The 8,463-nt window shown below is 36.7% G+C and carries 7 protein-coding genes; 5 read left to right on the top strand and 2 right to left on the bottom strand.

All coding sequences use genetic code 11. The features are described from left to right. Together AAC037_RS13300 and AAC037_RS13305 are read left to right on the top strand one after the other, a co-directional pair. A partial coding sequence (locus AAC037_RS13300) for an efflux RND transporter permease subunit (RefSeq protein WP_339903444.1) occupies positions 1–961 on the top strand: 961 nt, incomplete at its 5' end. Positions 962–1,053: 92 nt separating this feature from the next. Continuing rightward, on the top strand, positions 1,054–1,293 hold the full coding sequence (locus tag AAC037_RS13305) for a hypothetical protein (RefSeq protein ID WP_339903445.1): 240 nt from the start codon (positions 1,054–1,056) through the stop codon (positions 1,291–1,293). A gap of 133 nt (positions 1,294–1,426) precedes the next feature. On the opposite strand, the gene AAC037_RS13310 is transcribed toward AAC037_RS13305, so the two are convergent. Beyond that, positions 1,427–2,728, bottom strand: coding sequence for a sulfatase-like hydrolase/transferase (locus AAC037_RS13310; protein WP_339903446.1), 1,302 nt, complete (start codon positions 2,726–2,728; stop codon positions 1,427–1,429). 32 nt (positions 2,729–2,760) lie between these two features. After that, positions 2,761–4,950, bottom strand: coding sequence for a polysaccharide lyase family 8 super-sandwich domain-containing protein (locus AAC037_RS13315; RefSeq protein ID WP_339903447.1), 2,190 nt, complete (start codon positions 4,948–4,950; stop codon positions 2,761–2,763). 520 nt (positions 4,951–5,470) lie between these two features. Here AAC037_RS13315 and AAC037_RS13320 point away from each other — a divergent pair. From AAC037_RS13320 to AAC037_RS13330, 3 genes are all read left to right on the top strand, one after another. Beyond that, the gene (locus tag AAC037_RS13320) at positions 5,471–6,568 is read left to right on the top strand and encodes an AI-2E family transporter (protein ID WP_339903448.1); all 1,098 of its coding nucleotides are present in this window, start codon (positions 5,471–5,473) and stop codon (positions 6,566–6,568) included. 90 nt (positions 6,569–6,658) lie between these two features. Continuing rightward, positions 6,659–7,144 carry a hypothetical protein gene (locus tag AAC037_RS13325; protein ID WP_339903449.1) on the top strand — a complete coding sequence of 162 codons (486 nt, stop codon included), beginning with the start codon at positions 6,659–6,661 and terminating at the stop codon, positions 7,142–7,144. A gap of 34 nt (positions 7,145–7,178) precedes the next feature. Next, the coding region (locus AAC037_RS13330; RefSeq protein WP_339903450.1) for a serine hydrolase at positions 7,179–8,463 on the top strand (1,285 nt) is incomplete at its 3' end.

The following is an 8,463-nucleotide window of genomic DNA, read 5'->3' on the forward strand; positions in this document are numbered from 1 at the left end:
GGCTTTGGTAGGAGGAACCATGCAAGTTGCGTTCAATGGCAATACCGATACCAAATATAGAGATGGTGACTTTGAATATGATATTAATATTAAGTTGGATGAGTTTGATAGAAAATCTGTTGCTGACATAGAAAACCTAGCCTTTGTCAACAAAAGAGGAGAAGTGATTTTGCTAAAACAATTTGCCTCAGCCATTCCATCTGAAGGACCAAGTCAACTAGAGCGTCAGAATAGAATCACTTCCGTTTCTGTAAAGTCTCAGGTTTCAGGTAGACCTACCGGTACCGTCGGACAAGAGATTAAGGACAGGATAGCAATGCTAGACATGCCCAATGAAGTGAACATTTCCTATGAGGGGGATATGAAAATGCAAGATGAAGGATTCGGTAGTTTGGGTATCGCTTTATTGGCTTCCATTTTACTTATTTATTTAATTATGGTCGCTTTGTATGACAATTACGTATATCCTTTAGTGGTGATGTTCTCCCTTCCACTGGCAATAATAGGAGCCTTATTGGCTTTGGCCTTGTCCGGTTCTTCTTTGAGTATATTCAGTATTCTCGGGTTGATTATGTTGATGGGACTAGTTGCGAAAAATGCCATTTTGTTGGTGGATTTTGCCAATCAACTGAAAGCGGCAGGAATAGAAGTTAAAACAGCGCTTTTTAAAGCTGTGGAAATTCGATTTAGGCCTATTTTGATGACCACCCTTGCCATGGTATTCGGTATGTTGCCTATTGCACTTGCCTCCGGGGCCGGTGCTGAATGGAAAAATGGACTTGCATGGGCATTGATTGGTGGTTTGATCTCCTCAATGTTTTTGACCATGGTAATCGTGCCGGTTATCTATTATGTCTTTGATAGAATATTGGCAAGATTTGGGAAGGATAAGAAGAAGGAAATTGTGGTAGAAGAGACGGAATTGTCAGAAGAAGATTCCGAAGTAGCTGCCTATGTATAAACAGAATCATTTTTAAAATAAAAGTTAGTAGTAAGCCGTTTACTCCTAAACAGCTTATTACTAACTTACTACATACAATTAAATCAAATAAGATGAACAATTACACTAGATTAAAAGCAATTGTAGAGGTGATGGGACAGTATGGAATTGCTCCTGTAGCCAAAGTAAGACAAGCTGATTTCGTAGACGATCTTGGGTTTGACAAGGTTTTCCTCAATGGATTGATCTTTGATGTGGAAAATGTTCTTCAGATGGAGCTAAATGAGGAAATTGTGAACTCCTTGAAAAAACCTGAAGATTTAATTCAATATTTCCTTCAACATCAAAACTAGTAGCGTATAAATAATTGAAGTTTTATGTATTTAACAAAACAGGGCAACACATAATGTGTTGCCCTGTTTTGTTCTATTTGTACTCCAACTTAGCACACAAGTAGCGATCTATAGACTACTACTTCTTCAAAGGTTATTTAGTATTCATTTTACGCAATACTTTTTCGAATTTTTGGACCGTTTTTTTCCCTTCTTTATCCAATTCTGATTTATTCAATGGGCTTTTTTCGTACAAATCCTGCTTTAGGTTGTAGATTTCTCCATTTTGATACAATTTATAATGGGTGTCATGGATAAATGTTCTCGGAGCAAATTTCCCCCAATTAGGGTCATAATGACAAAAAACCCATTCTCTCACCCCCTTATAATTTTGCTCCCCAATGAGTTGAGGATAAAAACTTATCCCATCTGTAAAAGGTTTTTTTGCCTTTTTAGCCCCGGCAACATCCAATAATGTAGGTACAAAATCTGTAAAATCAATAAGATTGTTATTGACACTTCCAGCCTTAATTTTCCCGGGCCAATAAGCGACCATGGGTACATGGGTGCCTAAATCATTCGTATAACCTTTGTTTCCTCGCAACTGCTTTCCATTGACAGAAGATACCACATCTCTATCTGTTCCATTGTCGCCAATAAATAAAATTAAGGTGTTTTCTGCAATTCCCAAATCGTTAACTTTTTTTAGGATTCTGCCAATCAAGTGATCCATATGGGTCACCATATCCGGAAATAATTCCGGATCATTTAAGCGCGTTTTTGGATCATAGGCAGGAAATGCTTTTGATGCCGGAACAGGCTCAAAAGGATCGTGGGTCAAGACCATTGGGTAATAGACAAAGAAGGGCTGATTGCCTTGATTTTCCATAAAATCCTCCATATAATCTACAAATAAATCCGGTCCGTACTTACCTTCGAAAAATTCTAGCCCTGTCTCTCGGCTATCTAATAAGGGATCTTTATACCTGGAACCTCGATCATTTACTTGCCAAAGTCTATAATGATCAAACCCTGCTTCCAAAGGAAGACTGCCAACTTTTCCCTCCACTAGCTTTCTTTGAATTTCATTGCCATATAGCTGCCACTTACCGACAATGCAGGTAGTATACCCCTCTTCTTGTAAGAGATGTCCAAAGGTAGTTTCCTTTGGATCCAAGATTCCAAAACCCAGATAATTTCTAAAATTATACTTCCCAGTCATTAACTGAACCCTGGAAGGTGTACACAAAGGCATGGAATGAGTATTTTCAAATTTCATCCCTTTGGCAAGCATTCTATCAATCTGTGGAGTTTTGTTAAAATCATTGCCGTAGGCTTCCAAAGCTTCATAACCCAGATCATCTGCCATAATTAATATTATATTGGGCTTTTCTTGAGCGATTATTTTGGTTACAACGGATAAAATTAGTAAAAAGGATAACAATGCATTTTTCATATTGATAAGTAGAATGGTTTATTTTTAACTGACTATTTGAGTTGAAAGCTAATACTTTTTCCGGCAAAGTTTCCCTCCGGCATCCGGATGGTGAAATGGGTAGCATTGGACCGTTTATTTCTTGAGGTAATAACTTTATTGTCTTTCTTCACTTTATATAGACCATCTAGTGTAAACTTTATTTCTTTCTGTTTTCTACTTGGGTCTGAGATTGATATGGACTGTACCTTTCCCCGGTTCAATTCAATCAATACAATGCCTGAATTGTCCATTTTCAAATTTAATTTATTTTCCAGACTGAGGCTTCCGGCTTGATAAAATACTGCCTGCACTTGCTGTTCCTCCTTGTTCTTGACAGCCTGAAGCTCTTTACTATTGGAAAGAATACGATAAGGGGTACCCTCATCATATATGGTTTTTAAACGGTTTTCTGTAATCCCCGGAAAAACCATATAAGCATAGCTTCCGTATTTCGGATTTACTCCATGGTCAAACCATATTTTCAATACTTTTTCTGAGACTAGTTTGTTCGATATGTTTTTTTGATCTGTAATATCCGACCATCGACCTGTTTCCCCTTTATTTGATACATGTACACTGCTTTCATTAGGAAATACATAGCCAATATTCCCGTGATGCAGCCATTTTAACCGGCTAATCTTATGCGTACCCTCAGGAAGAGGCGCAGCTTTTTTTCCTGTTTGTAAGGTACTTATTGATGACCTAATGAGTACTTGATCAACTGTAGTAGCCACTGGCAAATCTTTGTCTCCTTTTATGGCTGTTCCTAAACAAACATAACTTTGGTCAAAGAAAAACCAGGCTTTCTTGGCTTTGGTACCATCATGAGGGCTTGTGAAATCAAAACCTACCGAACCATTTTTACCATTTTCTACAGCCCCTACAAAATCCATGGTTCCTGCCTTTTGTATACTTTCACTATCATGTAGTTCCGGTTTTTGTAGAATGGTAGTTCCGGATATTTTTTGCCAGTCATAGATCGGCCAAATATTATGGTATTCATCTCCCTTGAGCATCAGGTAATTGGTACCATCGCCCCTGTGGTGGGTGGTTATTCCCGGCCCGTTATAAGGTTTTTCCATGTTCTTATTCCTACTGGAAAACATTCGGACGGTGGTGTAATAATTTGGCCTTTGCAAAACAAAATGTTCTGACTGCCAAAAAAACTTGGCAAAAGATAGGGTAGGAGTGACTTCCCCTTTTCGTAATTTTATTATTTCTTTTAATTCTTTACTTCGATAAGAAGTACTTCGCAGTAAACGTTCTATCTCCAAAGTCCCTTTTGCTTTAAAATTAGACCTGTTTGCAATGCTCCTATTCTTTACACTTATGTCTTCGAATACTCCATAAACCAACTGTTTATATACGCCATCAAGGTAATAATCGACCAATTGATTGATTTTATCTTCCTCAAAGGCATAAGTAGTACCTGCTACATAATCAGACCATTCTCCAAAAGCATTGGCATATTTACCATAACCGTAGGAGGTAGTATTATTTACCCTGTCTTTCCGGTGATGGAAACTATAATCATGTTGCATCCCACGTTCTCCCGGACTGAATTTTATCTCATTCGCTATAATTTTGATTATCTCGTCGAAAGTTGCCTTGTCTTCGATAAAGAGCAAGTTTTTAGCTAAAATTCCGGCAATTACAATTCGATCTCCACTAGGTCTGGCTCCGGAAGCATTCATATTGGCCCTACCTATAATGGGTTGCGCTTTTTCCACCAATTCTTCCGGTAATTTTTCTCCAATAAGTAACATTAAATGGACCAAGTTTCCCGGGGTTGTTATTTGGTTATTGTGCCAGTTATCCCCAACGAAATCATTTTCAACCCAATAATTGGTAGCCAATATGATTTTATCTAACAGATCTTTATCTAAATAATAGGGGTTCCCCTCGGTTTCATGGGCTCGAGCTAAAGTTACCAGTCCAGCCGTGTGTCTTCTTTGTGGGAAACTTGCAGTTCTACTTAAATCTTCATAATTAATATTCTTAAAACTTCCATCTGATTGAATATTTTTCATCAACCTTGAGACTTCATCGGCCTTTATCGGATTGCTTTTCAATTGTAAGACTATTCTTTGGCGGATTAAGGCTATCTCATCCACTTGAGCCCATACGTCGGTACAGATTAGTAGGACAAGTAAAAATTGAAAAATGATAATAAGCTTTTTGGGTAAATTATTAATTGTCATTATTTCAGGAGGTTAATTTGAGTGTTTTCATTGCTTACTTTAGGTGTATATTTTTAGAATTATTGTCCAATATTGTGAAGGATTACTTGAAGTATTTGAACAACTAAAATGAAGTAAGGAATGCTATAATGTGGTTTAATAACGGATAGCTTCTTAAAGCCATAGCTAGTCTAATTGCATAAATATAATTTTTAAAAATATATTTTTAAGGAAAATTTTAATTTAGTTAATTTCTTATTATCTACAATACATTTAGATTCGATTTTATCAGGTAAAAAATTTCTGTAATAAAAGTGATGGAAATACTAGATAAAGCAAAGAATCTCAAATGCTCCACTGATTGATTTAAGGTGGGTTAATTGTCTAGACTTAGGATCTAAATTCCATAAGCACTTAAAAGCATTAATAATTATTGAACAATGTATAAAAATTATTAGTTGAAGAACATCAATTGCCTAAGTAAAAAACCTAGCACATTTATTGCTTTTTTAAAATAAGTATTTAGTTCTAAAATATATTCATGAGAAAACAAATTACCCGTTTAAACCCAATAGTTCTTTCTGCCCTAATTATTATCGCTTTGTACTTTTTAGTTTTGGGGTTAATGGCTGCGCAAAAAGTTTTGGCTCCATTGGTCCTTGCCTGGGTATTGGCTTTGTTGGTATACCCCATTGCCCAATTATTGGAAAGAAAAGGCTTACACAGTCTTTTAAGTACCTCTTTTGTGGTGGGAGTAGTATTCGTTGCATTTATAGGAATTTCAGGTGTAATTTCTTTGCAAGTAAGGTCATTTTTAGAAGATGCAGATGTGATGAAGGAGCGTTTAAGTCCTGTAGCACATAAAGTTGAGTTATTTGTATTGGCCCATACTCCCCTGGAAAGGAGCAAGTTGGAAGCCTATAAAGAAACTTATGGCTTAAATGATGAAAAATCGATAGAAGTAAAAAAATCGCCTGACATCGCTCAGGAAGAAGCTTTTTTGATGCTTGGAAAAGTACTGGGAACCGCAGCTGATTTTCTTTTGATATTTGTCTACCTCTTCTTTTTTATTCATTTTAGAAACATGTTCTATACTTTTTTTATCAAATTATTTCCCGATTCCATTAAGAATAAAGTAAGTAGGGCCATGCATGACTCTGCTCGGGTAGTAAGACATTACCTGAATGGGCGTTTGATTTTAATGGTGATACTTTTTGTACTTTACAGTTTGGGAATGTGGATTTCAGGGGCTGAAGATTTCTTTCTCATAAGTTTTATCGCGGCCTTTCTATCACTGATTCCTTTTATAGGAAATATGGCCGGTTATGTTTTGGCACTTTTTATAGGTTTGCTGTCGGGAGGGGAAGTTTATACCTTGGTAGGAATTACTACCACATTTTTAATCGTTCAATTTTTAGATTCATACGTATTCCAACCCATTATATTAGGCAATAAGGTAAATGTGCATCCCTTTTTTATTATTTTAGCGGTGATTATTGGCAATGCCATATGGGGAATTATAGGGATGGTTTTATCCATCCCAATTATTGCCATAATCACTGTTATTCTTCGGGAAACTCCCGATGCCAAGGCATTTACTTACCTATTAAGTAACGGAGATGATAGAAAAAGTAGATAACAAAGTAAATAGACCAAATCTCAGGTTTATTTGCCTACAGTTTTTTACTATTAATAGCCTTAAAACTCATTTAAAAGACGCATTTTTATAATGAAAATTCCAAGCCTGGTTACAATAAAAAAAGAACTCAAACAAAGAAATGAAGCTGAATTGGTAGATTTGGTTTTGCAGCTAAGCAAATTAAATCGAGATAATAAAGCTTTTTTGTATTTTCAACTTTTTGAAGCGGATAACCATGAATTGTATTTAAACATGGTGAAAGAGGAGTTGGAAGAAGCCTTTCAGAAGGGAAATAGGAGCAACTATTATACTGCTAAAAAATCTGCTCAAGCTATTCGAAGGTTAATGAACAAAAATTTGAAACTCACTAAAGACAAGGTCACAACCCTGGAAGTACTCTTTTATTTTTGTAAAAACTTAATTGAATATGGTTATCTTGGATTTTACCATCCTGTCATTGATAACCTTTATGCCGCACAGGTTAAGAAAATGGAGAAATTAATCTCAGGACTGCACGAAGATCTTCAGTTCGATTACCAAGAAACTTTGCAACATTATCAAAATCACATTCGATAATAAACCAAATCCCCCAGCCAAAATATCCCATGCCATGAGGTCCACCTATCAATTTATATTGTTCTTACTCATTTCTTTTCAGGTTATCGGACAGGAAAATGCGACAGATTTTCTATACAGTAGCCCTTCCAAAGAAAATGTAGATGCACAAGGAATATTGTCTTTCTTGGATAAGGTGGATGCAAGCGAGCATGAGCTACATAGTTTGATGGTTTTGCGTAGGGGGAAAGTCATTGCTGAAGGCTGGTGGGAACCCTATGGTCCTCAATTAAAGCATACCATGTATTCTGTCAGCAAAACTTATACTGCTACAGGCATCGGATTTGCCGTAAGTGAAGGGCTGATTTCGGTTGAAGATGAAGTAATTCAATTCTTCCCAAAGTCCTTGCCTGAAGAAGTAAGTGATCACCTTAAAAACCTAAAAATAAAACACTTGTTGACCATGAGTGTTGGTCATGCAAGAGATTATACTTTTTCTATAGTGAAAACCGATGATTGGGCCAAGTCATTTTTTGCTGTACCAATAGTAAATCAACCGGGGGAGCAATTTGTTTACAATACCATAGCTACCTATATCCTGTCTGCAATAGTGCAAAAGGTTTCTGGACAAACCCTCTTGGAATACTTAGAACCTCGTCTTTTTGAGCCTTTAGGTATCAAAGGAGTGGATTGGGAAACAAGTCCACAGGGAATCAATACCGGAGGTTATGGACTTAGGGTAAAAACCGAGGACATGGCCAAATTAGGTCAACTTTTCTTGCAAAATGGATATTGGCATGGACAACAAATTCTGCCGGAAAGCTGGATAAAGGAAGCAAAAAGTTTAAAAATACTCCAAAATCCTGAAGCAAGTAAGGAAGAAAGAGCCAACAGTGATTGGCTCCAGGGGTATGGGTACCAAATGTGGAGAAGCCGTCATAATTCTTACCGTGCAGATGGTGCTTTTGGCCAATATATCTTAATATTGCCCAAACAGGAAGCTGTAATTGTCATTACTTCAGAAACCTCAAATCTTCAAGCCTTACTAAGTGAGGTATGGAACCATATATTGCCTGCTTTTGATAATGAAGGTAGTATTTCCGATGATTTGGCTTTACAAAAACGACTAGAAAACCTTTCTCATCCACCGGCAATTGGCGTTGAAAATAAATGGATGGAAGCAATGCTGGATAATAAAAGAATTGCTTTTGAATCCAATGAAGGGAAGGTGGAATTTAGGTTTAATTTTCAAGAAGATAATTTGAAGATACATTCTATTGAAGAACGGAAAAGTCATCGTTTAATGGCAGGTGAGGCCCATTGGCTTTCAGGAACAACGG

This window comes from uncultured Cyclobacterium sp. (genome assembly GCF_963976465.1).
Taxonomy (GTDB): domain Bacteria; phylum Bacteroidota; class Bacteroidia; order Cytophagales; family Cyclobacteriaceae; genus Cyclobacterium.